The 24,379-nt window shown below is 57.1% G+C and carries 18 protein-coding genes and 2 tRNA genes; 15 read left to right on the forward strand and 5 right to left on the reverse strand.

Annotated elements, in window-relative coordinates:
• Positions 1–18 precede the first annotated feature (18 nt).
• From E0E17_RS09265 to fes, 3 genes are read right to left on the reverse strand one after another with little or no spacing between them, the layout of a single operon-like run.
• On the reverse strand, positions 19–3,945 hold the full coding sequence (locus tag E0E17_RS09265; protein ID WP_130833666.1) for an enterobactin synthase subunit F: 3,927 nt from the start codon (positions 3,943–3,945) through the stop codon (positions 19–21).
• Positions 3,942–4,154, reverse strand: coding sequence for an MbtH family protein (locus tag E0E17_RS09270; protein WP_130833668.1), 213 nt, complete (start codon positions 4,152–4,154; stop codon positions 3,942–3,944). Before E0E17_RS09270 ends, E0E17_RS09265 begins: the two co-directional genes overlap by 4 nt.
• Positions 4,155–4,191: 37 nt before the next feature.
• Positions 4,192–5,409 (reverse strand): enterochelin esterase, encoded by a 1,218-nt coding sequence (gene fes, locus E0E17_RS09275; protein WP_130833670.1) that lies wholly within the window; start codon positions 5,407–5,409, stop codon positions 4,192–4,194.
• A 255-nt stretch (positions 5,410–5,664) separates the two neighbouring features.
• On the opposite strand from fes, the gene E0E17_RS09280 reads away from it, so the two are divergent.
• A complete protein-coding gene (locus tag E0E17_RS09280) occupies positions 5,665–7,911 on the forward strand; it encodes a TonB-dependent siderophore receptor (RefSeq protein WP_130833672.1) in 2,247 nt (748 codons plus the stop codon).
• 63 nt (positions 7,912–7,974) lie between these two features.
• On the opposite strand, the gene dacB is transcribed toward E0E17_RS09280, so the two are convergent.
• A complete protein-coding gene (dacB, locus tag E0E17_RS09285; RefSeq protein WP_130833674.1) occupies positions 7,975–9,408 on the reverse strand; it encodes a serine-type D-Ala-D-Ala carboxypeptidase in 1,434 nt (477 codons plus the stop codon).
• Between the two features lie 250 nt (positions 9,409–9,658).
• Between dacB and greA the strand changes: the two genes are divergently transcribed.
• The gene (gene greA / locus E0E17_RS09290) at positions 9,659–10,135 is read left to right on the forward strand and encodes a transcription elongation factor GreA (protein WP_130833676.1); all 477 of its coding nucleotides are present in this window, start codon (positions 9,659–9,661) and stop codon (positions 10,133–10,135) included.
• A 128-nt stretch (positions 10,136–10,263) separates the two neighbouring features.
• On the opposite strand, the gene yhbY is transcribed toward greA, so the two are convergent.
• On the reverse strand, positions 10,264–10,557 hold the full coding sequence (gene yhbY / locus E0E17_RS09295; RefSeq protein ID WP_130833679.1) for a ribosome assembly RNA-binding protein YhbY: 294 nt from the start codon (positions 10,555–10,557) through the stop codon (positions 10,264–10,266).
• A gap of 126 nt (positions 10,558–10,683) precedes the next feature.
• Between yhbY and rlmE the strand changes: the two genes are divergently transcribed.
• The 13 genes from rlmE (at position 10,684) to rpsO (ending at position 24,143) form a co-directional block, all read left to right on the forward strand.
• Positions 10,684–11,313 carry a 23S rRNA (uridine(2552)-2'-O)-methyltransferase RlmE gene (gene rlmE, locus E0E17_RS09300; RefSeq protein WP_130833682.1) on the forward strand — a complete coding sequence of 210 codons (630 nt, stop codon included), beginning with the start codon at positions 10,684–10,686 and terminating at the stop codon, positions 11,311–11,313.
• Positions 11,314–11,368: 55 nt separating this feature from the next.
• Positions 11,369–13,300 carry an ATP-dependent zinc metalloprotease FtsH gene (ftsH, locus tag E0E17_RS09305; RefSeq protein ID WP_130833684.1) on the forward strand — a complete coding sequence of 644 codons (1,932 nt, stop codon included), beginning with the start codon at positions 11,369–11,371 and terminating at the stop codon, positions 13,298–13,300.
• A gap of 88 nt (positions 13,301–13,388) precedes the next feature.
• Positions 13,389–14,222, forward strand: a complete 834-nt coding sequence (gene folP / locus E0E17_RS09310; protein WP_130833686.1) for a dihydropteroate synthase — start codon at positions 13,389–13,391, stop codon at positions 14,220–14,222.
• A gap of 4 nt (positions 14,223–14,226) precedes the next feature.
• The gene (gene glmM / locus E0E17_RS09315) at positions 14,227–15,561 is read left to right on the forward strand and encodes a phosphoglucosamine mutase (protein ID WP_130833688.1); all 1,335 of its coding nucleotides are present in this window, start codon (positions 14,227–14,229) and stop codon (positions 15,559–15,561) included.
• A 220-nt stretch (positions 15,562–15,781) separates the two neighbouring features.
• Positions 15,782–16,114, forward strand: a complete 333-nt coding sequence (gene secG, locus E0E17_RS09320; RefSeq protein WP_130833690.1) for a preprotein translocase subunit SecG — start codon at positions 15,782–15,784, stop codon at positions 16,112–16,114.
• A gap of 49 nt (positions 16,115–16,163) precedes the next feature.
• A tRNA-Leu gene (locus E0E17_RS09325) sits at positions 16,164–16,250 on the forward strand.
• A gap of 59 nt (positions 16,251–16,309) precedes the next feature.
• Positions 16,310–16,386: transfer RNA gene (locus E0E17_RS09330), tRNA-Met, on the forward strand.
• Between the two features lie 213 nt (positions 16,387–16,599).
• Positions 16,600–17,052, forward strand: coding sequence for a ribosome maturation factor RimP (rimP, locus tag E0E17_RS09335; protein ID WP_130833692.1), 453 nt, complete (start codon positions 16,600–16,602; stop codon positions 17,050–17,052).
• A 24-nt stretch (positions 17,053–17,076) separates the two neighbouring features.
• Positions 17,077–18,564 (forward strand): transcription termination factor NusA, encoded by a 1,488-nt coding sequence (gene nusA / locus E0E17_RS09340; RefSeq protein ID WP_130833694.1) that lies wholly within the window; start codon positions 17,077–17,079, stop codon positions 18,562–18,564.
• A 17-nt stretch (positions 18,565–18,581) separates the two neighbouring features.
• Positions 18,582–21,281 carry a translation initiation factor IF-2 gene (infB, locus tag E0E17_RS09345; protein ID WP_130833696.1) on the forward strand — a complete coding sequence of 900 codons (2,700 nt, stop codon included), beginning with the start codon at positions 18,582–18,584 and terminating at the stop codon, positions 21,279–21,281.
• 65 nt (positions 21,282–21,346) lie between these two features.
• Complete coding sequence (gene rbfA / locus E0E17_RS09350) at positions 21,347–21,754, forward strand: 30S ribosome-binding factor RbfA (protein ID WP_130833698.1); 408 nt, start codon at positions 21,347–21,349, stop codon at positions 21,752–21,754.
• The gene (truB, locus tag E0E17_RS09355; RefSeq protein ID WP_130833700.1) at positions 21,754–22,695 is read left to right on the forward strand and encodes a tRNA pseudouridine(55) synthase TruB; all 942 of its coding nucleotides are present in this window, start codon (positions 21,754–21,756) and stop codon (positions 22,693–22,695) included. The genes rbfA and truB overlap by 1 nt, the downstream gene beginning before the upstream one ends.
• 1,178 nt (positions 22,696–23,873) lie before the next feature.
• Positions 23,874–24,143: a 30S ribosomal protein S15 gene (gene rpsO, locus E0E17_RS09360; protein ID WP_010615981.1), complete on the forward strand. Its 270-nt coding sequence runs from the start codon at positions 23,874–23,876 to the stop codon at positions 24,141–24,143.
• Positions 24,144–24,379: the final 236 nt, after the last annotated feature.

Below are 24,379 nucleotides of genomic sequence, written 5' to 3' on the forward strand. Positions count from 1 at the left end.
CCGGGGCGCCCTTTCGTTTTACAGCGCCGCCAGGATCTGCTGCAACCGTGGGCCGATCTGCGCAAAAATGCGCGGTGAAATGATCTCCACATGGGCGCAGTCCAGCGGCCAGACCTCCAGCTCGCCGACATAAGGTGCCCAGGCGCGACGCGCATCCTGACCCGGCTGCTGCGTCTGCTGCGCCAGAAACAGCGTGGCGCGGCCGTGGAAGCGTGCGCTGCGCGCCGTTGCCAGCAGACGTACCGAGCTGGCGTAGTTGGCTTCAATCGCGTCGAACATCTCTTCCAGCTCTTCCCCCGCCTGACGGCGCTGAGCGGCAATAAACTGTTCGCGTTCGCGATTCACTTCTTCCAGTACCGCCGGATCCAGCACATTCACGCCGCGCTTCGCATCCCAGTTTTGCGTTTCTGGCGGCCAGGTATCGAGCAGGCCCAGGAAAGCGACGCTTTCGCCTGCCGCTTCCAGCCGTGCGGCAATGCCCTGCGCCAGGGTGCCCCCCAGTGAGTAGCCCAGGAAATAGTAGGGGCCATGGGGCTGTAAGCGGCGCAGTGTTTGCAGGTGCGCTTCACACACTTCGTCAAGGCTCTGACTCTGGCTGAGCGGTCCCTGGCGATCCGGCGACTGAATGCCGGTCAGCGACCAGTGGGGATCCAGGTAACGCTGCAGGATGCTGAACTGCCAGGCAAAGCCGGAGGCCGGATGGAAGCAGAACAGGGTTGGCCCTGAGGCGCGCCGCAGCGGCAGCACCGGCTCAAAACCGGCGCGCTGATGCGCGGCCTGTTCATCGCTGAGCAGCGCCGCCAGTTTTTCCACCGTGGAGGCCACCATGATCTGACCTACCGAAACCGGTTGCTGCAGATCGCGTCGCAGGCGTGCCGCCAGCCGCATCGCCAGCAGCGAGTGGCCGCCGAGGGCGAAAAAATCATCCTGAGCAGTGACGCTATCCCGCTCCAGCAGAGCGCAGAAGGCGGCGGCCAGATCGCTCTCCAGGCCGGCCGCTGGCGCGCGTACCGGGCCGGAAGCCGTGGCCTGCGGCAGCGGCAGCGCTTTGCGATCCAGCTTGCCGTTGCTGCTGAGCGGCAGCGCCTCCAGTTGCACAATCGCCACCGGCACCATATGAGCCGGCAGACGCTGACTGAGGGCGTCACGCAGTGCCTCGCTGTCCAGCGGCGCGCTGGCGACCACATAACCCACCAGCTGACGGGCATCGCCCTGCTGTGCACCGCTGCCCAGCACCACCGCGTGCGTGACTGCCTGCTCAACGCCAGGCAGGGCGGCCAGCGCATGGTCGATCTCATTCAGCTCAATGCGCTGTCCACGTATTTTCAGCTGATCGTCGCTGCGTCCCAGATACTCGACAGCCCCGTTTGTCAGCCAGCGCGCCACGTCGCCGGTGCGGTACATGCGCGTGCCGTCGCCCCAGGGATCGGCCACAAAGCGGCTGGCGGTCAGGCCGGGGCGATCCAGATAGCCATGCGCCAGCTGAATGCCGGTGAGGTAAAGATCGCCTGCCACTCCTGGCGGCACCGGTTGCAGATACGCATCGAGAATGCGCAGGCCGGTATTCCATACCGGGAAGCCGATGGGCACGCTGGCACCGCTGACCTCAGCCAGCGCCTCGCCGCAGGCGGGATAAAAGCTGACATCAACCGCGGCTTCGGTCGGACCATAGAGATTATGCAGTGCCACACCGGTCAGCTGCTGCCACTGGCGGGAGAGATCCACCGGCAGCGCTTCGCCGCTGCAGAACACGCGGCGCAGGGTGCGACAGGCGGCGACGGCCTCTTCATCCTGCAGCGCGGCGACAAAGGCGGCCAGCATCGAGGGGACAAAATGCGTGGTAGTTACCTGATAACGGGTAAACAGCTGCTGTAACGCCTCGGGATCGCGATGTGCTTCCGGCGGTGCCATTACCAGCCGTGCGCCGACGATCAGCGGCCAGAAAAATTCCCACACCGAGACGTCAAAGCTGCATGGCGTTTTCTGCAGCACCACATCGTCTGCAGCGAGCGGATAGCTCGCCTGCATCCACAACAGGCGATTCACGATCGCCTGATGGCCGACCAGCACCCCTTTGGGACGACCAGTGGAGCCGGAAGTGTAGATAAGATAGGCGCCATCCTGTGGACGCGCGTATGGCAGAAACGGGGCGATGTCCGCTGTCGGCAGTAGCGCCGCGTAATGGTATTGCGCCACCGGGCCGATCGCCGCGAAACGGGCAGCCAGCGTACCGGTGGTGATCAGCAGCTTCGGTGCGGCATCTTCCAGCATCAGCTGCAAACGCTCATCGGGATAGCCGGTATCCAGCGGCAGATAAGCCGCCCCAACACTGACAATCGCCTGTAACGCCAGCGACAGCCAGACCGAGCGCGGCACCGCCACCGCCACAATATCACCGCGGCCCACGCCGCGGGCGATCAGCTGTTGCGCCAGCGCCTGCACCTGCTGCTGCATTTCGCGGTAAGTCAGCTGTTGCTGCTCATCCGCCAGTGCAGGGGCATCAGGCGTACGGGCCGCCTGTTGTACCAGCAGGCTCCCCAGGGTTTCTGCCGGGATCGGCATGGCGGTCTGGTTAACCGTCTGCAGCTGCTGCTGTTCCGCTGTGGTCAGCAGCCCCAATTCGCCACACGGGCGCGCTGGCTGCTGCGCCAGCTGGGCCAGCAGCAGGTCAAAGCGGTGAGCATGTTGCGTCAGCGTCGCCGCATCATAACGTTCCGCGTTCGCCAGCAGTTCCAGCGTCAGCTCGCCCTGTTCGCTGATATAGATAGCGATCTCCAGATCGCGTACCGGACCGGAGGCGAGTTGGTGAGTAATGCCGGTGACGCCGTTGAAATCGAGCTGATAGTCGAACATCTTCAGATTGATGACCGGCCCGTAGAGCGGATCGCTGTCGCCGTGACGGCCAAGATCGCGCTGTACCTGCTCGGCATCATAACGCTGATGACGGCGCATCTTTTTCACTTCAGCCGCCAGCTGACGTGCCAGTTCGGCCAGCGGCTGTGCCGGATGATAGTGCACCGCCATCGGCAATACGTTGATCACCGGACCGGTGGCACAGAGCGCAGCGGAACCGATACGGCGCATAAAAATAAAACCGGCGGCAAAATCGTACTGGCCGCTGAGGCGCGCCAGCCAGAGCGCCACCAGCGCAAAGGCGATATCGGCAGCGCTGAGCTGTTGCGCCTGCAAGGCGTTAACCAGCGTACGGAAAGCCTGACTGTCAGGCGTCAGCGTCTGGCGCAGCAGATGCGTCGTAGCGCTCTGGCCGGTCAGCGGCAGGCCGGAGAGCGTCACCGGCGGGGGTAGCCGGGCACCTTTTTCCCGCCAGAAGTCAGCATCGCGTTGCCAGCTAGAGGATTGCTGGTAACGCTGATACTCCTCTACCACCTCGCTAAAGGGCACAAAGGGCGTGGGCTCTGGCGTCTCGCCGCGCGCTTGTGCGCTGTACAGGTGGGCGATGCGGCGCGTCAGGGCGGTAAAGCTGAAGCCGTCGACCACCAGATGATGGTAGCGCTGATACCAGTACCAGTGATTGTCGCCGAGGCGCAGCAGCTTGTGATGCCAGAGCGGCGCGCCGCTCAGCACACGCAGATCGCCTGCCATATCCTGGCGCATCAGGGCACGCGCCGCCCCGTCCGGATCGGCCTCCTGGCGCAGATCGATCACCTCCGGCGGGGTAAACTGCTGCGGCGCCAGCCACTGCACCGGTTCGCCATCCTGTTCGCCAAAGGCCATGTTCAGGGTATCGGCTTCCTGCATCCCTGCCACGATGGCGTTCGCCAGCAGCCTGGGGTCAATCGCGCCCCGCAACTCGATGAAGTGAGCGACCGCGTAGGCATTAGGGTATTTCGTCAGTTGATCGGCGACCCAGATGCCAGGCTGGGCGGCCACCAGCGGCAGCTTGTGCGGATTCGGTACCGGACAAGAGAGCGGGGAGTTTGTCATGAACGTGTCTCCTGCGTTGACGCCGGGCGAACATCGCGCCAGTTTTCTTCCAGCCAGGCCAGACAGTCCGGCTGCGGCTGCGGGCCGAATACCGGCTGCCAGCCGTGGGGAATGGTGCTGAAGGCAGGCCACAGGCTGTACTGCTGCCGGGTATTGATCAGCACGTAACAGTGCTGTTGCGGATCGTCAAAGGGGTTGAGATTTTCCATGCCTCTCTCCTGCCCACAAGCCGTGGGCGAGATAAATTCAAAGGGGTTGCCACAGGGCTTTCAGTCCGTTCAGCAGGCCGCCGCGCCAGCAGAGCGCATCGTGACCGCCTTCGACCGGGTGATAGCTGACCTGATGCCCGGCGTCAGTCAGCTGTTGCTGCAGAATCTCGTTAGCCTGCAGAATCAGGCGTTCGCGACGGCCCGCTTCCAGCCAGAAGCGCAGCGGCGTCGGGGTTGGCACGCCGTCCTCCAGCTGCTGGATCAGCCAGCCCCGCGCCTCTGCGCGCGACGGCCACCAGAACGAGCCGGACTGGCTGATGGCGCAGCCAAACTGCTGCGGCCAGTGGAGGGCCGCATACACTGCCGCCAGGCCGCCATAGCTCTGACCGGCAACCAGCGTGGTCGCCGCCGCCGGGTTAAAGGGAGTCCACTGCTGCACCTGTGGCAACAGTTCCTGCTGAATCGCCAGCCAGAAGTCGGCGTTACAGGGAAGTTCGTGGCTGCGCTGGTCGCGATCGATAATGTCGATCATCAGGTAGACCGCCGGCGGCAGCTGACCGGCAGCAGTGAGCTGCTGAAGCGGCCAGGCGACGGGCATCGTATGCGCCCAGAACTGACCATCAAGCAGAATCGCCAGCGGCCGGCTTTCCGGCTGCGCATCGCCGCTGCAGTAGATCCACACCGAACGGCGATTACCGAGGCGCTCGCTCTGCCACTGATAATGGCGCAGCGGCAGCATTGGCGCGCGTCCTTCATCCACTGCCTGCCAGAGCTGCTGGTCCGGCGCCTGCGGCATATGCAGCGGCGAAACCGGCATGCCGCGTCCGGCCGACCAGCTGCGCAGCGGGTTAAGCGGATCGGCCTGGGCGGTGAGGAATTTTGTGCGCCACCAGTTGCGCAGGGCATAAATATCAGGCTGACCGCTGAAATTTTCCGCCTGTTTATCCGGCATTAAACAGTAGCTGCCGCGCCAGTCGGCCGGGAGGTGGGTCTGCCAGTACCAGACATCGCGCTGTGCGATGCGTTGCAGCGATTGTGGCGGCGTGGGCTGATGATGATCGGTCACGCCGGTAATATTGATCCAGACGCGCCTGATGGTGGAGGTCGCTTCACTGCCTTCGGGATCGCGCCAGAAAAAGGTCACCCGGCAGGTGTCATCACTGGCGTTTTCGATTAGCGGAATCCCGCGCTGTTGCTGCTCCTGCCACCAGGCGTCACTGCCAGTCTCATCGTTTAACCACGTCATAGGCACCATCAGCCGTTTTACACATTACAATCGCGTCACAAGGTTGATAGATAATACTATTGATAATTATTTTCATTTGCAATAGGGTGTTTCCGCTCCTTCGGGGAGCTGTCCCGTACAGCCGTCGTTGCGCTTTGTGCGCTGTACAGGCTGGCACAGGAAAGGTGCGAAAGTAACGGGATAAACACAAAGTACAGGGATTTTTCACCGGCTCGCCAGCGCCTGACTTCAGCTTGCGCTGCCGGCTCACCAGGAACGCATATAATGAAAAAGCTTTCACCTTTATCATTCGCCATTCTGTTTGAACTGGGACTCGCTGCAGCGGTTGTCCCCACCTCTGCCCGCGCCGCAGCCAGCAATGCCGAAGACACGGTAGACGCCAGCGGCGGTACCCTGTTGGTCACGGCTGCTGAACAGAATCTGCAGGCACCGGGGGTGTCGACCATCACCGCCCAGGAGATCAAAAAGCGCCCTCCGGCCCGTGACGTGTCTGAAATTATCCGCACCATGCCAGGCGTCAATCTGACCGGCAACTCCACCAGCGGCCAGCGCGGTAACAACCGCCAGATCGATATTCGCGGTATGGGGCCGGAAAATACCCTGATTTTGATCGATGGCCGACCAGTAACCAGCCGTAACTCTGTGCGCCTGGGCTGGCGCGGCGAGCGCGATACGCGCGGCGACAGCAGCTGGGTGCCGCCAGAGATGATCGAGCGCATCGAGGTGATCCGCGGGCCGGCCGCGGCGCGTTACGGTAGTGGCGCAGCCGGGGGCGTGGTGAATATCATTACCAAAAAAGAGAGCGATGCCTGGCACGGCAGCTGGAACAGCTATTACAACGTGCCGCAGCATAAGGAAGAGGGATCGACCCGGCGCACCAACTTCAGCCTGAACGGCCCGCTGGGAGAGGATGTCAGCTTCCGGCTGTATGGCGGACTGGCCAAAACCCAGGCGGATGCGCAGTTCATCAACCAGGGCCATCAGTCGCTGCGTACCGGCAGCTATGCCGATACCGTTCCTGCCGGTCGCGAAGGGGTGGTGAATAAAGATATCAATGCTCTGTTGCGCTGGGCCTTTGCGCCGATGCAGACACTGGAGTTCGAAGCGGGCTACAGCCGTCAGGGCAATCTGTACGCGGGCGATACGCAGAACACCAACACCAGCGCGCTGGTGAAGAGCAAATATGGTGAAGAGACGAACCGCCTTTATCGCCAGAACTTTGCTGTTACCTGGATCGGCGCCTGGGACAATGGCGTCAGCACCAACACCTATGCTCAGTATGAAAAGACCCGCAACTCACGGCTGAACGAAGGCCTGGCAGGCGGCACGGAAGGGATCTTCTCTGACGACAGCTTCGCTACCATTCAGCTGGATGATGTGCTGCTGCACAGCGAAGTCAGCATTCCTTTTGAGTTCGGGGTCAACCAGATGGCGACGCTGGGTACCGAGTGGAACCAGCAGCGCATGAAAGATCCTTCTTCCAATACCCAGGCGCTGGCCGGGGGAGGGATTGAGGGCATCGCCAGTAACAACCGCAGCCCCTATTCACAGGCGGAAATTTTCTCGCTGTTCGCAGAAGATAATATGGAGCTGACCGACAGCACCGTGCTGGTGCCGGGGCTGCGCTTCGATCACCACTCAATTGTCGGCAATAACTGGAGCCCGTCGCTGAACCTGTCGCAGGGATTAGGCGATGAGGTAACCCTGAAGCTGGGCATCGCCCGCGCCTATAAGGCGCCCAGCCTGTATCAGACCAACCCCAACTATGTGCTTTACAGCCGCGGTCAGGGCTGTGCCGCCAGCGCCGGAGCCTGCTACCTGATCGGCAATGAGGATCTGAAAGCGGAGAGCAGCATCAATAAAGAGGTCGGACTGGAGTGGAAGCACGAGGGCTATCAGGCGGGCGTTACCTGGTTCCGTAACGACTATCGCGACAAGATCGAAGCGGGCTACCTGCCGGGCGGCACCTCTGTGACCGGCACTACCGATGTGTATAAATGGGAAAACGTGCCGAAAGCGGTGGTGGAAGGGCTGGAAGGCACTTTCAATATGCCGATCTCTGAAACTGTGCAGTGGAATAACAACCTGACTTACATGCTGCAGAGTAAGAACAAGCAGACCGGCGATCGGCTGTCGATTATCCCGGAATATACGCTGAACTCGACGCTGAGCTGGCAGACCACGGAGGCGCTGTCGCTACAAACTACCCTGACCTGGTACGGCAAGCAGGTGCCGAAGAAGTACAACTATAAAGGGGAAGCGGTGAGCGGCAGTGAGAAAGACCAGGTGAGCCCTTACTCCATCGTCGGACTGAGCGGCACCTGGGATGTCAATAAGAACGCCAGCGTTACCCTGGGCGTCGACAACCTGTTCGATAAACGCCATTTCCGTCAGGGGAATGCGCAAACCACCGGCAATGCCAATACCCAGGCGTATATGTATGGCGCAGGCGCTAATACCTATAACGAGTCCGGACGCACCTACTACGTCAGCCTGAATACCCACTTCTGACGGGGGATTCATGGAGCAATAGCGGGCATTCAGCCCGCTATTGCGTTTCCGGCTGAGCGGTTGTCAGTTGTTCTGATAGATATCTTTATAGAGACGACTCTCAAAACGCACCAGCGGCACCCGACGCGTGCGCTGATTCTGCGGCGGCACGGCATAACCAGACAGGAACTGCACAAAAGCCACGCGTGCGCCGCTGGCGGTAGTGATAAAGCCCGCCAGATTGTAGACGCCCTGCAGCGAGCCGGTTTTCGCCGAGACTTTGCCGTCAACGCCCGCTTCATGCAGGCCACCGCGATAGCGCAGCGTGCCATCGTAACCCGCCAGCGGCAGCATCGAGATGTAGTTCAGCGTCTGATCGTTTTTCGCAATATATTGCAATACCTGCATCATGGTTTCCGGCGCAATCAGGTCATGACGCGACAGTCCGGAGCCATCCACCTGAATACTGTTGCCCATCTCGATTCCCGCTTTTTCTTTCAGAATGCGGCGAATGGCGTCCGAACCAGCGCGCCAGGTGCCGGGCACTTTAAAGTAGTGGGCGCCGATGGTACGGAACACCGTGTCTGCAATCATATTGTCGGACTTTTTCAGCATAGTTTTCAGCAGATCGTGCAGGGGCGCTGATTGCGTTGACGCCAGTACCGTGGCCGGGGAGGTGACCTGCGTCTGACGCAGCAGATGACCACTGTAGTCAATCTCCGCCTGACGCAGTTCAGCGCGCAGGATCTCGCCCGCCCATGCCGCGCCATCCTGAACCGCAAACGCCAGCGGCAGCGGTTCCGCACGCTGACGGATACAACCGGTTAAGGTGTAGCGGTTCAGCTCGCCTGGCACCACATCCAGTTCGCAATATTGTCCTTCGCCGCTGTTGCGCCCCACGGTGCGCACCTGGCTGAACATATGTGCAGGATAGTAAGAGGCGATACGCACAAAGGCGGTTTCACCCGGCGAGCTGGCGCTGTAGAGCGATACTGAAAAGCAGTTGCGGTCAACAATCGCGGCGGCCGGGGGGGCGCTGAAGCACTGGGACATATCATTCCACGGCCAGCCTGGGGCCATATCATGGCTGGCAAAGACCGAGGTATCGATCACCAGGTTGCCGTTGATATGGTTAATCCCCTGCTTTTTTAACGCCGCCACCATATTGCGGATATGCTGGCGGGTCAGAGTAGGATCGCCGCCAAAGCGCGCCACCAGATCGCCATCCAGCGTGCCGTCGCTTACCGCCCCTTTGGTCTCCAGGGTGGTCTGAAAACGGTAATCGCCGCCCAGTTCCAGCAGGGCCGCCAGGCCGGTAATCACTTTCATGGTACTGGCGGGTAGCGCCATTTGCCGGCCGTTATAGTCAATTATCGGGGTCGATGCGCCCACTTTCTGCACCATCAGCGCCAGACTGGCGCCGGCTGGCAGATATTGCATGTATTCCTCAACGGAAGCTGCTTGTGCCTGCAGCATAAACGCACAGGTTAATCCGGTAACAAGTCGTGAAAATCGCATAATCTCGCGGTAACTGACGGATGAAGCCGTCAATACTACGTCCCGGAGCGGTGCAAAGTAAACGATGACCCACAGGGAACTCTGCGGTAAAATACGTATCAAATTGCAAAACCCTACCCTGACCCGGAACCTGTTCCGGGTCAGGATTCTTTTGTTTGCAAAAACAGGGGAACGCGTCGCAGAACGCTTTTTTCTGCAGTCACCGGTCAGGATGACACCGTTTAAACAGGACAGATGACGAGGAGTAAAAATGAATCAGATTCCGATGACGTTAAGGGGCGCAGAGAAGCTGCGTGAAGAGCTGCACGAGCTGAAAAACGTAAAGCGCCCACGCATCATTGCTTCTATCGCTGAAGCGCGCGAGCACGGCGATTTAAAAGAGAATGCGGAATACCATGCCGCACGTGAAGAGCAGGGCTTTTGCGAAGGGCGTATTCAGGAGATCGAAGCCAAACTGTCGAACGCGCAGGTGATCGATGTCACCAAAATACCCAATACGGGGCGCGTGATCTTTGGCGCAACCGTGACGGTGCTAAATACCGAAACGGATGAAGAAGCGACTTACCGTATCGTGGGCGATGACGAAGCGGATTTTAAACAAAATCTGATTTCTGTGAACTCGCCGATGGCGCGCGGGCTGGTGGGCAAAGAGGTTGATGACGTCACCATCATTAAAACCCCGGGCGGCGATGTCGAATATGAGATTTTAAAGGTAGAATACCTTTAAGATATTGCTACGCTTTAAAATGCGTTGATCTCAATTGTAAAGATAGGAAAAAGGCCGCGTTGCGGCCTTTTATCCCGTGCGGGGGCATGGCACTTTCTCTGCCCAACATCTGACAGGTTCGCCTGAGATTAACGCGGAAGCGTAATCTTGCGCTCCTTTGCAGGGCGATACAGCACCAGCGTTTTGCCGATGACCTGAACATTACAGGCACCGGTTTCACGTATGATAGCCTCAACGACCAGCTGCCTGGTTTCCCGATCTTCGGTGGCGATTTTCACCTTGATCAGTTCGTGGTGTTCAAGCGCGTGTTCGACCTCAGCCAGGACGCCTTCAGTCAGGCCATTGTTGCCTAACATGACAACCGGCTTGAGGGGATGGGCGAGGCCTTTCAGGTGCTGTTTTTGTTTGGTACTCAGATTCATCGTATTATTTGCTTACTTTGGGATTGAAAACGGGTCATTCTACCGCCATCTCGGGTATATCACCAAATCAACGCAACCTTTTGCGTAACGATTTATCGCTGCGATGAAGATTTAGTTGGAAAAATTATGACAGGTAAAAAGCGTTCGGCCAGTTCAAGCCGCTGGCTTCAGGAACACTTTAGCGATAAATATGTGCAACAGGCACAGAAAAAAGGGTTGCGTTCGCGCGCCTGGTTTAAACTTGAGGAAATCCAGCAGGGCGACCAGCTGTTCAAGCCCGGTATGACCGTGGTAGATCTGGGTGCGGCACCCGGTGGCTGGTCGCAGTATGTGGTCCAGCAAATTGGATCGCGCGGGCGCATCATTGCCTGTGATATTTTACCGATGGATCCCATTGTCGGCGTTGATTTTCTTCAGGGTGATTTTCGTGAAGAGTCGGTCATCAACGCGCTGCTTGAGCGTGTGGGCGACCAGAAAGTTCAGGTTGTCATGTCAGATATGGCACCCAACATGAGCGGTACACCTGCCGTAGATATTCCCCGGTCGATGTATTTGGTAGAGTTGGCGCTGGAAATGTGCCGGGATATTCTGGCGCCTGGCGGCAGTTTTGTGGTGAAAGTGTTTCAGGGAGATGGCTTCGATGAATACCTGCGGGAAATTCGCTCCCTGTTTACGAAAGTAAAAATTCGTAAGCCGGACGCTTCGCGATCACGTTCGCGCGAAGTGTACATTGTAGCGACAGGGCGCAAACTATAGTACCCTACGCTGTCTGTTAACACAGTTGTAATATGAGGTTAATCCCTTGAGTGACATGGCGAAAAACCTGATTCTCTGGTTAGTCATCGCGGTCGTGCTGATGTCAGTATTCCAGAGCTTTGGGCCCAGCGAGTCGAATGGCCGTAGGGTTGATTATTCAACCTTCCTGTCGGAAGTGAATCAGGATCAGGTCCGCGAGGCACGTATTAATGGGCGTGAGATTAACGTTACCAAAAAAGACAGTAATAAATACACGACCTATATTCCTGTCAACGATCCCAAGTTACTGGATAACCTTTTGACTAAAAACGTCAAAGTGGTCGGCGAACCGCCGGAAGAGCCGAGCCTGCTGGCTTCTATCTTTATCTCCTGGTTCCCGATGCTGTTGTTAATTGGCGTGTGGATCTTCTTTATGCGGCAGATGCAGGGCGGCGGTGGTAAGGGCGCGATGTCTTTCGGCAAGAGTAAAGCCCGCATGCTGACCGAAGACCAGATTAAGACCACTTTTGCCGATGTCGCGGGCTGTGACGAAGCGAAAGAGGAAGTGGGCGAACTGGTTGAATACCTGCGTGAGCCGAGCCGTTTCCAGAAACTGGGCGGTAAGATTCCGAAAGGCGTGCTGATGGTGGGCCCGCCAGGTACCGGTAAAACGCTGCTGGCAAAAGCGATCGCTGGCGAAGCGAAAGTGCCATTCTTTACTATCTCCGGTTCTGATTTCGTGGAAATGTTTGTGGGTGTCGGTGCATCCCGTGTGCGTGACATGTTCGAACAGGCGAAGAAAGCGGCGCCCTGTATCATCTTTATCGATGAGATTGATGCGGTCGGTCGTCAGCGTGGCGCCGGTTTAGGCGGTGGTCATGATGAACGTGAGCAGACGCTGAACCAGATGCTGGTAGAGATGGACGGCTTTGAAGGTAACGAAGGCATTATCGTTATCGCGGCCACTAACCGTCCTGACGTGCTGGACCCGGCGCTGCTGCGTCCAGGTCGTTTTGACCGTCAGGTGGTGGTAGGTCTGCCGGACGTGCGCGGACGTGAGCAAATTCTGAAAGTGCATATGCGTCGTGTGCCGCTGGCGACCGATATCGATGCGGCGATTATCGCCCGTGGTACGCCGGGCTTCTCCGGGGCCGATCTGGCTAACCTGGTGAACGAAGCTGCGCTATTTGCCGCGCGTGGTAACAAGCGTGTGGTCTCGATGGTTGAGTTCGAGAAAGCGAAAGACAAAATCATGATGGGTGCGGAACGTCGCTCCATGGTGATGACGGAAGCGCAGAAAGAGTCAACCGCCTATCACGAAGCGGGTCATGCGATTATTGGTCGTCTGGTGCCGGAACACGATCCGGTGCATAAAGTGACAATTATTCCGCGTGGCCGTGCGCTGGGTGTGACCTTCTTCCTGCCGGAAGGGGATGCCATCAGCGCCAGCCGTCAGAAACTGGAGAGTCAAATCTCTACGCTGTACGGCGGTCGTCTGGCGGAAGAGATCATTTACGGTCCGGAACACGTTTCTACCGGCGCCTCCAACGACATCAAAGTGGCCACTAACCTGGCGCGCAATATGGTGACGCAGTGGGGCTTCTCGGAAAAACTGGGTCCGTTGCTGTATGCGGAAGAAGAGGGCGAAGTCTTCCTCGGACGCTCCGTTGCCAAGGCAAAACATATGTCTGACGAAACGGCACGTATTATCGACCAGGAAGTAAAACATCTGATCGACAGCAACTACCAGCGTGCACGCCGTATTCTGAACGAAAATATGGACATCCTTCATGCGATGAAAGATGCGCTGATGAAGTATGAAACCATTGATGCCCCGCAAATCGACGACCTGATGGCGCGCCGCGAAGTTCGTCCACCAGCGGGCTGGGAAGAGCCGGGCAGCAGCAACAATTCAGACAACAGCGGTACGCCGAAGGCGCCACGTCCGGTTGATGAGCCGCGTACGCCGAACCCGGGCAACACCATGTCTGAGCAGTTCGACAAATAAATCGTGCTGTGCATTAATCTGAAACCCCGGCTGGCCCGGGGTTTTTTATATCTGTTTTTCGCTGACTTACTGCAAGGAGACGCCAGCCATGAAGCTGTATGCTCGTGATTCCTATCTCGATCTCTCTTATCCCCATGTGATGGGCATTCTTAATGTCACGCCGGACTCCTTCTCGGATGGCGGTAAACATCAGTCGCTGGTGGAAGCGCTGACGCACACCAATGAGATGGTCAATGCCGGTGCGACCATCATCGACGTGGGCGGAGAATCGACGCGTCCTGGTGCGGATGAGGTCAGCGTGGATGAGGAGCTGGCGCGCGTGATTCCGGTAGTGGAGGCGATTGCGCAGCGTTTTGAGATCTGGATCTCGGTGGATACTTCGAAACCGGAAGTGATGCGCGAAGCGGCGCGAGTGGGCGCTCACATTATTAACGACATTCGCTCGCTCTCGGCGCCCGGCGCGCTGGAGGCAGCAGCGGAGATCGATCTGCCGGTGTGCCTGATGCATATGCAGGGCGAGCCACGCACCATGCAGCAGGCGCCGTCCTATGACGATGTGGTCAGCGACGTAGACGCTTACTTCGTTCAGCAAATTGCCCGTTGCGAAGCGGCAGGCATCAAAAAAGCGCATCTGCTGCTCGACCCCGGCTTTGGTTTCGGTAAGAATCTCAACCACAACTATGCGCTGTTGGCCCATCTGGAGAGCTTTCACCATTTTGGCCTGCCGCTTTTGGTGGGGATGTCGCGTAAATCGATGATTGGGCAGCTGCTGAATGTCGGTCCTTCACAACGCTTAACCGGCAGCCTGACCTGTGCGGTGATCGCAGCTATGCAGGGCGCGCAAATCATTCGCGTGCATGACGTAAAAGAAACGGTCGAAGCGATGCGAGTTGTCGAAGCGACACGGAGAGCAAAAGGATAATCAAGTGAGTAAGCGTAAATATTTCGGTACAGATGGCATCCGAGGCAAAGTGGGCGAAGCGCCAATCACCCCTGACTTTGTGCTGAAGCTGGGCTGGGCGGCAGGCAAAGTGCTGGCGCGTCACGGCTCGAAAAAAATTATTATCGGTAAAGACACGCGCATTTCAGGCTACATGCTGGAATCGGCGCTGGAGGCGGGGCTCGCTGCCGCCGGTCTGACCGCCGCGTTTACCGGCCCGATGCCTACGCCTGCCATTGCCTATCTGACGCGAACTTTCCGTGCCGAAGCCGGTATCGTGATCTCGGCCTCCCATAACCCGTTTGATGACAACGGCATTAAATTTTTCTCCACCGAGGGCACCAAGCTGCCGGACGAAGTGGAGGAGGCGATTGAACGGGAGATGGAAAAACCCATTACCTGTGTGGAATCGGCAGAACTGGGACGCGCAACCCGTATTGTTGACGCCGCCGGTCGCTATATCGAATTTTGCAAAGGCACCTTTCCCAGCGAGCTGGACCTGAACGGGCTGAAGATCGTGGTGGACTGCGCCAATGGCGCCACCTATCACATCGCACCGAATGTGCTGCGTGAACTGGGCGCTGAGGTGATCGCTATCGCCACCCAGCCTGACGGCATGAATATTAACAAAGCCTGCGGCGCCACCGACCTGAGAATGCTGCAGGAGCGCGTGCTGGAAGAGAAAGCGCATCTTGGCCTCGCTTATGACGGCGACGGCGACCGCATCATGATGGTGGATCATCTTGGCAATAAGGTCGATGGCGATCAGATTCTCTATATTATTGCCCGTGAGCAATTGCGCCAGGGGCAGCTGCGCGGCGGCGTAGTGGGCACGCTGATGAGTAATATGGGACTCGAGCTGGCGTTGAAACAGCTGGGGATCCCGTTTGCCCGGGCGAAAGTAGGCGACCGCTATGTGATGGAGATGATGCAGGAGAAAAAATGGCGTCTTGGCGCGGAAAATTCCGGTCATGTCATTCTGCTGGATAAAACTACCACGGGCGATGGCATTGTGGCAGGTTTGCAAGTACTTACTGCGATGGTGCGTAATCATATGAGTCTGCACGATCTCTGCAGCGGCATGAAACTGCTGCCGCAGGTGCTGGTGAACGTGCGCTTCAGCGGCGCTTCCGATCCGCTGGAAACCGATGCGGTAAGAGCCGTGGCTGCCGAGGTGGAAAAAGACCTGGCGGGACGCGGACGCGTGCTGCTGCGTAAATCGGGCACCGAGCCATTGATTCGCGTCATGGTAGAAGGGGAGGATGAAGCGCAGGTGACCGCGCTGGCCCATCGTATCGCGGATGCGGTCAAAGCCGTTTAATGACTACACAGGCGGCAGGACGTTTTCTCCTTACCGCCTGTTAAATCACCGCCCTGGCGCTTTTTTCTGCAATCGATCGTGCAGGTGAAAATTGCGCTTGCAGAGGGTTACGCCTTTGGTTAGTATTCACACCCGCTTCCGATGGGTGATGACGATACTCTCCATCGATACTGGTTGAAGCTTTAACTGTGCGATTATCGTGCAAGGAAACAGGTTGATTATGTACGAAGCTCTTTTGGTAGTTTTCCTTATTGTGGCAATTGGCCTTGTAGGTCTGATCATGCTGCAGCAAGGTAAAGGCGCTGATATGGGAGCCTCATTCGGTGCAGGCGCATCTGCAACGCTGTTCGGTTCCACCGGGTCTGGCAACTTCATGACTCGTATGACCGCAGTGCTGGCGACGCTGTTCTTCATCATCAGCCTGATTCTGGGTAATCTGAACAGCAATAAAGCGTCGAAAGGAAGCGAGTGGGAAAATCTTTCTGCGCCGGCTCAGTCTGAACAGACGCAGCCTGCTAAACCGGTAACGCCGGGCAGCGATATCCCGCAGTAACATCGTCATGCTTGCGACGTGACACATTACCGGTCGCGGTCAGTAAAGTGCCGAGGTGGTGGAATTGGTAGACACGCTACCTTGAGGTGGTAGTGCCCGATTGGGCTTACGGGTTCAAGTCCCGTCCTCGGTACCAAATCTCAGTATCACTTGCATTTATTGCAAGTTCGGCGTATTATTCGCCACGTTTTCGGACGCGGGGTGGAGCAGCCTGGTAGCTCGTCGGGCTCATAACCCGAAGGTCGTCGGTTCAAATCCGGCCCCCGCAACCACTTTCCCTTAGAGTTCTTTTTGAAATATACTGTATGCATCGACGGGCGCATTTCAGTGAATTTTGAAAAAAAATTCTTCTGGATTGTGTGCCGAGCCGCAATGCGGCGTACAGGGTCCAGTCATAAAAAGCCCCGAATTTTCGGGGTTTTTTGTTATCAGCAAATCATAACACTGGGCTATAGGCCCTTTTTTTATGTCTTGGGGGGGCAGGCTTGTCCACATTAGAGCAAAAATTGACAGAGTTGGTATCAGCTCCGGTAGAAGCGCTTGGCTACGAACTGGTCGGTGTTGAATTCGTTCGTGGTCGTACATCAACTCTGCGCATCTATATTGATAGTGAAGATGGTATCACTGTCGACGATTGTGCTGATGTTAGTCACCAGGTAAGCGCGGTATTTGATGTGGAAGATCCCATTACCGTGGCTTATAACCTTGAAGTTTCCTCGCCGGGCCTCGATCGTCCTCTGTTTACCGCTGAACATTATGCGCGGTTTATCGGTGAGGAAGTGAGCCTGGTGCTGCGTATGGCCGTTCAGAACCGCCGTAAATGGCAGGGCATCATTAAGTCTGTGGAAGGCGAAATGGTGACGGTGACCGTTGAGGGTAATGATGAAGTGTTCGCGCTGAGTAATATTCAGAAAGCGAACCTGGTCCCCCACTTTTAAAAGTCCGGATTGAGGCTAACCAGGATGAATAAAGAGATCTTAGCTGTTGTAGAAGCCGTTTCTAACGAAAAAGCCCTGCCGCGCGAAAAAATCTTCGAGGCGCTGGAGAGCGCTTTAGCAACAGCCACCAAGAAGAAATATGAGCAAGAAATTGATGTACGCGTAAGTATCGATCGCAGAAGCGGCGACTTTGATACTTTCCGTCGCTGGCAGATCGTGGAAGAGGTGACGCAGCCGACGCGCGAGATCACGCTGGATGCGGCCCGCTATGAAGATGAAGCGCTCAATCTGGGCGATTATGTTGAAGATCAGATTGAATCTGTCACCTTTGACCGCATCACCACCCAGACCGCGAAACAGGTTATCGTGCAGAAAGTGCGCGAAGCTGAACGTGCGATGGTGGTTGATCAGTTCCGCGAGCAGGAAGGAGAGATCATCACCGGCGTGGTGAAGAAGGTCAATCGCGACAATATTACCCTTGATCTCGGCAACAATGCTGAAGCGGTCATCGTGCGCGAAGATATGCTGCCGCGTGAAAACTTCCGCCCAGGCGATCGTATTCGCGGCGTGCTCTATGCCGTCCGCCCGGAAGCCCGAGGCGCGCAGCTGTTTGTGACGCGTTCAAAACCAGAAATGCTGATCGAACTGTTCCGTATCGAAGTGCCGGAAATCGGCGAAGAAGTGATTGAGATTAAAGCGGCTGCCCGCGATCCGGGTTCTCGCGCTAAAATTGCTGTGAAAACCAATGATAAGCGTATCGATCCGGTCGGTGCCTGCGTTGGGATGCGTGGTGCGCGTGTTCAGGCGGTTTCCAGCGAGCTGGGCGGCGAGCGTATTGATATTGTGCTGTGGGACGACAATCCGGCACAGTTTGTGATTAACGCCATGGCCCCGGCCGACGTGGCGTCAATTGTGGTCGATGAAGATAACCACACGATGGATATCGCTGTAGAAGCCGGGAATCTGGCTCAGGCGATCGGCCGCAATGGCCAAAACGTGCGTCTCGCTTCACAGCTGAGTGGCTGGGAGCTGAACGTGATGACCGTCGACGATCTGCAGGCTAAACATCAGGCCGAAGCCCATGCAGCGATCGATATGTTCACCAAACACCTCGATATCGACGAAGAGTTTGCCACCGTACTGGTGGAAGAGGGCTTCTCTACGCTGGAAGAGCTGGCTTATGTGCCGCTTAACGAGTTGCTGGAAATTGAAGGCCTCGACGAAGAGACGATTGAAGCCCTGCGTGAACGAGCAAAAAATGCGTTAACCACCCTGGCGCTGGCGAAAGAAGAGAGTCGTGGTAATCAGGAGCCCGCTGAGGATCTTCTGAATCTCGATGGCATGGATCGTGCGCTGGCGTTCCGCCTTGCAGCGAAAGGCGTTGCTACGCTGGAAGATCTCGCTGAGCAAGGTGTTGACGACCTGACGGATATTGAAGGGCTTGATGATGAAAAAGCCGGCGCGCTGATTATGGCCGCTCGCAATATTTGCTGGTTCGGCGATGACGCATAATAACAGGAAGGAACAGCATGACGACAGATGTAACCGTAAAATCGCTGGCCGCAGAAATTCAGACCCCGGTTGATCGCCTGGTACAGCAATTTGCTGATGCGGGGATCCGCAAGTCTGAAAACGACTCTGTGACCCAGCATGAGAAAGAAACCTTACTGTCTCACCTGAATCGCGAGCATGGTAATGCCGGTTCAGGCAAATTAACGCTGCAGCGTAAAACGCGTAGCACCTTGAATATTCCTGGCACCGGGGGTAAAAGTAAATCGGTGCAAATCGAAGTCCGCAAAAAACGTACCTATGTGAAAGGTGATGCCGAAGAGCTGCAGGCTCAGGCGGAAGCAGAAGCGCAGGCGCAGCGTGAAGCGGAAGAAAAGGCGCGTCGCGAGGCCGAAGAGAAAGCCAGACGCGAAGCTGAAGAAAAAGCGCAACGTGAAGCCGATGAAAAAGCCAGGCGCGAAGCCGCCGACAAGGCGAAGCGTGTAGCAGCGGAAAATGATAAAGTGACCAATCAACAAACCGACGAAATGACCAAGGCTGCGCAGTCCGAGAAAGCCCGTCGCGAAGCGGAAGCGGCTGAACTGAAGCGTAAAGCGGAAGAAGAAGCGCGTCGCAAGCTGGAAGAAGACGCACGCCGTGTCGCTGAAGAAGCGCGTCGTCTGGCGGAAGAGAAAGCCGCCGAGTGGGAAAAACCGGTCGAAGAAGATACCAGTGACTATCACGTCACGACCTCGCAGCATGCGCGCCAGGCCGAAGATGAAAACGATCGCGAAGTAGAAGGCGGTCGTGGCCGTACCCGTACCGCGAAAGCGGCCCGCCCGGCGAAAAAAGGCAATAAGCACTCTGAAGCGAAAACCGACCGTGAAGAAGCACGTGCGGCAATTCGTGGCGGCAAGGGCGGCAAACACCGCAAGCCAAGTTCACTGCAGCAGGGCTTTAACAAGCCAGCGCAGGCAGTGAACCGTGACGTGCAGATTGGTGAAACCATTACCGTTGCCGAGCTGGCAAACAAAATGGCGGTAAAAGGCTCCCAGGTCATCAAAGTGATGATGAAAATGGGTGCGATGGCAACCATCAACCAGGTTATCGATCAGGAAACCGCACAGCTGGTGGCTGAAGAGATGGGTCATAAAGTGATCCTGCGCCGCGAAAACGAGCTGGAAGAATCTGTTATGAGCGACCGTGATACTGGCGGTACCTCAGCCCCGGAATCACGTGCGCCTGTCGTGACCATCATGGGTCACGTTGACCACGGTAAAACCTCGCTGCTGGACTACATCCGCTCGACCAAAATCGCCTCTGGCGAAGCGGGCGGCATTACCCAGCATATCGGTGCTTACCATGTAGAAACCGAAAACGGCATGATCACCTTCCTCGACACCCCGGGCCACGCCGCGTTTACCGCGATGCGTGCGCGTGGTGCGCAGGCGACGGATATCGTTATCCTGGTGGTTGCAGCGGACGACGGCGTGATGCCACAGACCATCGAAGCGATCCAGCATGCGAAAGCGGCGGGCGTACCGGTAGTGGTAGCGGTGAACAAAATCGATAAGCCAGAAGCCGATCCGGATCGCGTGAAAAACGAACTGACCCAGTACGGTATTATTCCGGAAGAGTGGGGCGGCGAAAACATGTTCGTTAACGTCTCGGCGAAAGCGGGTACCGGTATCGACGACTTGCTGCAAATCATCCTGCTGCAGGCGGAAGTGCTGGAACTCACCGCAGTACGTCAGGGCATGGCCAGCGGCGTGGTGATTGAATCGTTCCTCGACAAAGGTCGTGGTCCGGTTGCTACCGTGCTGGTGCGCGAAGGGACGCTGAACAAAGGCGACATCGTGCTGTGCGGCTTTGAATATGGCCGTGTGCGTGCGATGCGTGATGAGTTAGGCCATGAAGTGCTGGAAGCGGGTCCGTCTATTCCGGTTGAGATTCTGGGTCTGTCTGGCGTGCCGGCAGCCGGTGACGAAGCCACCGTGGTTCGTGACGAGAAGAAAGCGCGTGAAGTCGCCCTTTATCGTCAGGGCAAATTCCGCGAAGTTAAACTGGCGCGTCAGCAGAAATCGAAACTGGAAAACATGTTCGCCAACATGACCGAAGGCGAAGTTTCCGAGCTGAACATCGTGCTGAAAGCGGACGTTCAGGGTTCTGTAGAAGCGATCTCCGACTCGCTGCTGAAACTCTCTACCGACGAAGTGAAGGTGAAGATTGTTGGCTCAGGCGTGGGGGGTATCACCGAAACCGATGCGACGCTGGCTGCAGCCTCCAACGCGATTATCCTCGGCTTCAACGTCCGTGCGGATGCCTCTGCGCGTCGCGTTATCGAAGCAGAAAGCCTGGATCTGCGTTACTACTCTGTCATCTATAATCTGATCGACGAAGTGAAAGCCGCGATGAGCGGGATGCTGGCACCGGAGTACAAACAGCAGATTATCGGTCTGGCTGAAGTGCGCGACGTGTTCAAATCGCCGAAATTTGGCGCCATCGCGGGTTGTATGGTGACCGAAGGTATTGTTAAACGCCACAATCCGATTCGCGTGCTGCGCGACAACGTAGTGATTTATGAAGGTGAACTGGAATCGCTGCGTCGCTTTAAGGATGACGTTAACGAAGTGCGTAACGGCATGGAGTGTGGTATCGGCGTGAAGAACTACAACGACGTCCGTACCGGCGACATGATCGAAGTGTTTGAAATCATTGAAATCAAACGCACTATCGAGTAATCGTCATCGCATGTGATGCAATTTGGGAGGCCGCTGGCCTCCCGAATTATTTTGGAGATATGAATATGGCGAAAGAATTTGGCCGCCCGCAGCGCGTAGCGCAGGAATTGCAGAAAGAGATCGCTATCATCCTGCAACGTGAGATTAAAGACCCACGTCTGGGGATGATGGTCACCGTTTCCGGTGTAGAAGTGTCGCGCGATCTTGCCTATGCCAAAGTGTTTGTGACCTTCCTCAACGATAAAGACGAAGAGGCGGTAAAAAACGGCTTAAAAGCGCTGAAAGAAGCCTCTGGCTATATCCGCACTTTGCTCGGCAAGGCGATGCGTTTGCGTATCGTGCCGGAACTGACCTTCTTCTACGACAATTCCCTGATTGAAGGGATGCGTATGTCTAACCTCGTCTCCAGCGTGGTCAAAAATGATGCTGAGCGCCGGGGACCGGAAGCTGCGGACGAAGACAAGGAGGATTGATGAGCCGTCCTCGTCGTCGTGGTCGTGATGTACATGGCGTGCTGCTGCTGGATAAACCGCAGGGCGCTTCTTCCAATGACGTCCTGCAAAAAGTTAAACGCCTGTATAACGCGAACAAAGCGGGACATACGGGCGCGCTCGATCCGCTGGCAACCGGTATGCTGCCTGTTTGTCTTGGCGAAGCGACCAAGTTTTCCCGCTACCTGCTGGATTCCGATAAGCGCTATCGCGTGATTGCACGTCTGGGACAGCGTACCGATACTTCGGATGCCGATGGCAGCGTGGTGCAGGAGCGCCCGCTGACGTTCACTCAGGCGGATCTGGATCGCGCGCTGGAGAGCTTTCGTGGCGATACGCTGCAGGTACCCTCCATGTTTTCAGCGTTAAAGCATCAGGGACGTCCGCTTTACGAATATGCGCGTCAGGGGATTGAGGTGCCGCGTGAGGCGCGCCCCATCACCGTTTATGAGTTGCAGTTCATCCGCTGGCAGGATAACGAGCTGGAGCTGGAAATTCACTGCTCCAAAGGTACTTATATCCGTACCATTATTGATGACCTGGGTGAAAAGCTCGGCTGTGGCGCCCATGTCATTATGCTGCGTCGTTTACAGGTGGCGCGTTATCCGACTGGAAAGATGGTGACGCTGGAGCAGCTGAACACGCTGCTGCAGAACGAGCCTGACGAGGAAGCGGCGCGTCAGCAGCTCGACGCGCTGCTGCTGCCGATGGACAGCCCGGCCTCGGCCTTTCCTGAAGTGAACCTGTTGCCGGTAGTTGCGGTCTACTTTAAGCAGGGTCAGCCGGTGCAGGCCGCCGGAGTACCGTCGGAAGGTCTGGTACGGGTTACCGAAGGCGATGAACGTAAGTTCATCGGCATGGCTGAAATCGATGCCGACGGTCGCGTCGCGCCGCGTCGTCTGGTGGTTGAGTATCCTGTCTGATTCCCCGTAACGTTCTGCGTTGCCCGCGCTGCTGGTGTGTATTTCTGAGCCGCCAACGCCGCTGGCGCGTGAAAGATGGCGAGTCCTCTAAAGCTTTCGCGTGTCCGGCAAGGCGGCAAGCAGGTGAATTCCCGGGAGCGTAGATTAACTACGTGACCGGGGTGAACCTGAGCAGCCAACGCCGCTGGCGCGTGAAGGATGACGAGTCCTCTAAAGCTTTCGCGTGTCCGGCAAGGCGGCAAGCCGATAAATCCCCGGGAGTGTAGATTAACTACATGACCGGGGTGAACCTGAGCAGCCAACGCCGCTGGCGCGTGAAGGATGACGAGTCCTCTAAAGCTTTCGCGTGTCCGGCAAGGCGGCAAGCAGGTGAATCCCCGGGAGCGTAGATTAACTACGTGACCGGGGTGAACCTGAGCCGCCAACGCCGCTGGCGCGTGAAGGATGACGAGTCCTCTAAAGCTTTCACGTGTCCGGCAAGGCGGCAAGCCGATAAATCCCCGGGAGTGTAGATTAACTACATGACCGGGGTGAACCTGAGCAGCCAACGCCGCTGGCGCGTGAAGGATGACGAGTCCTCTAAAGCTTTCGCGTGTCCGGCAAGGCGGCAAGCAGGTGAATCCCCGGGAGTGTAGATTAACTACATGACCGGGGTGAACCTGAGCAGCCAACGCCGCTGGCGCGTGAAGGATGACGAGTCCTCTAAAGCTTTCGCGTGTCCGGCAAGGCGGCAAGCAGGTGAATCCCCGGGAGTGTAGATTAACTACATGACCGGGGTGAACCTGAGCAGCCAACGCCGCTGGCGCGTGAAGGATGACGAGTCCTCTAAAGCTTTCGCGTGTCCGGCAAGGCGGCAAGCAGGTGAATCCCCGGGAGTGTAGATTAACTACATGACCGGGGTGAACCTGAGCAGCCAACGCCGCTGGCGCGTGAAGGATGACGAGTCCTCTAAAGCTTTCGCGTGTCCGGCAAGGCGGCAAGCAGGTGAATCCCCGGGAGCGTAGATTAACTACGTGACCGGGGTGAACCTGAGCAGCCAACGCCGCTGGCGCGTGAAAGATGACGAGGACGACGAGGATTGCGTTGCCTACGGGTGAAGAGTAGAATAGCGCGGCTTTAAAGCGGGTTGCTGAATTAGAGATCGGCACCCTTACATTCATTTATTACTGGAGTTTAATATGTCTCTAAGCGTAGAAGCTAAAGCAGAGATCGTTGCCAAATACGGTCGTGGTGCTAACGACAGCGGTTCAACTGAAGTTCAGGTTGCTCTGCTGACTGCTCAGATCAATCACCTGCAGGGTCACTTTTCTGAGCACAAAAAAGATCACCACAGCCGTCGCGGTCTGCTGCGCATGGTCTCCCAGCGTCGTAAGCTGCTGGACTACCTGAAGCGTAAAGACGTTGCACGTTACACCAGCCTGATCGAGAGCCTGGGTCTGCGTCGCTAAGTCTGAAGAATCTGATCAAGGGCGTAGTTGACGCAATATGCAAAAAAACGCCTCTGGCGATCAGATTTGTGCGAGTTTCGCGAAAAGGGGGCCTTTATGGCCCCTTTTTTCAGGCAATGCGCAGCAATCCGGTCCAAACTCATGTATTGTTGCTAAGAGTGATCTTCGCTTGCAGAGGTTCGCGCGGCTAATGAGAGGCTTTACCGCAGGGGCGGTTAAGGGTTGTCATTAGTCGC

This window comes from [Erwinia] mediterraneensis (assembly GCF_900604315.1).
In the GTDB taxonomy this organism is placed as follows: domain Bacteria; phylum Pseudomonadota; class Gammaproteobacteria; order Enterobacterales; family Enterobacteriaceae; genus Pantoea; species Pantoea mediterraneensis_A.

Coding starts and splice junctions, on each gene's coding strand:
- E0E17_RS09265 (WP_130833666.1), bottom strand. CDS start 3,945: ATGACAAACTCCCCGCTCTCTTGTCCGGTACCGAATCCGCACAAGCTG.
- E0E17_RS09270 (WP_130833668.1), bottom strand. CDS start 4,154: ATGGAAAATCTCAACCCCTTTGACGATCCGCAACAGCACTGTTACGTG.
- fes (WP_130833670.1), bottom strand. CDS start 5,409: ATGGTGCCTATGACGTGGTTAAACGATGAGACTGGCAGTGACGCCTGG.
- E0E17_RS09280 (WP_130833672.1), top strand. CDS start 5,665: ATGAAAAAGCTTTCACCTTTATCATTCGCCATTCTGTTTGAACTGGGA.
- dacB (WP_130833674.1), bottom strand. CDS start 9,408: ATGCGATTTTCACGACTTGTTACCGGATTAACCTGTGCGTTTATGCTG.
- greA (WP_130833676.1), top strand. CDS start 9,659: ATGAATCAGATTCCGATGACGTTAAGGGGCGCAGAGAAGCTGCGTGAA.
- yhbY (WP_130833679.1), bottom strand. CDS start 10,557: ATGAATCTGAGTACCAAACAAAAACAGCACCTGAAAGGCCTCGCCCAT.
- rlmE (WP_130833682.1), top strand. CDS start 10,684: ATGACAGGTAAAAAGCGTTCGGCCAGTTCAAGCCGCTGGCTTCAGGAA.
- ftsH (WP_130833684.1), top strand. CDS start 11,369: ATGGCGAAAAACCTGATTCTCTGGTTAGTCATCGCGGTCGTGCTGATG.
- folP (WP_130833686.1), top strand. CDS start 13,389: ATGAAGCTGTATGCTCGTGATTCCTATCTCGATCTCTCTTATCCCCAT.
- secG (WP_130833690.1), top strand. CDS start 15,782: ATGTACGAAGCTCTTTTGGTAGTTTTCCTTATTGTGGCAATTGGCCTT.
- nusA (WP_130833694.1), top strand. CDS start 17,077: ATGAATAAAGAGATCTTAGCTGTTGTAGAAGCCGTTTCTAACGAAAAA.
- infB (WP_130833696.1), top strand. CDS start 18,582: ATGACGACAGATGTAACCGTAAAATCGCTGGCCGCAGAAATTCAGACC.
- rbfA (WP_130833698.1), top strand. CDS start 21,347: ATGGCGAAAGAATTTGGCCGCCCGCAGCGCGTAGCGCAGGAATTGCAG.
- truB (WP_130833700.1), top strand. CDS start 21,754: ATGAGCCGTCCTCGTCGTCGTGGTCGTGATGTACATGGCGTGCTGCTG.
- rpsO (WP_010615981.1), top strand. CDS start 23,874: ATGTCTCTAAGCGTAGAAGCTAAAGCAGAGATCGTTGCCAAATACGGT.